Consider the following 596-nt stretch of genomic DNA (forward strand, 5'->3'; position numbering starts at 1 on the left):
CCCAAGCTGCTGGAAAGCGTCTCCGCCCGCCTGGAAACGGCAACGAGCGGCATGTCGGAAGCGTGGAGCAATGCGCTCTCCCAGCACGAACGCGTCAGCGAAAAACTGGCGGGCGACAACCAGCACGCGCTGGCGGCGGCCGCGGCGACGTTCGAGCAGCACTCGGTGTCGCTGGTGCGCACGGTAGGCCAATCGCATGCGGACCTGCAACGTTCGAGCAGCACTCGGTGTCGCTGGTGCGCACGGTAGGCCARTCGCATGCGGACCTGCAAGCGGAACTGGCAGCGCGGGACCAGCAGCGGCTGGCGGCCTGGACCGATACGCTCGGCACGATGGCGGCAACGCTGCGCCAGGAATGGGAGCAGGCAGGCACGCACAATGTCAGCCGGCAACAGGAAGTCTGCGACACGCTGGCGCAAACCGCGCGCGACATCTCGGCCCAGACGCAAGCGCACGCCAGCAACACCGTCGCCGAGATCGACCGGCTCGTGCAAGCCGCTTCAGCGGCCCCCAAGCTGCTGGAAAGCGTCTCCGCCCGCCTGGAAACGGCAACGAGCGGCATGTCGGAAKCGTGGAGCAATGCGCTCTCCCAGCAC

The 596-nt window shown here is 67.7% G+C and carries 1 pseudogene; it reads left to right on the plus strand.

The features are described from left to right. Nucleotides 1-596 (plus strand): annotated as a pseudogene (locus AC1DS3_RS39325) (DUF802 domain-containing protein); the annotation flags it as partial.

This window comes from Cupriavidus sp. 01L46, assembly GCF_056399905.1.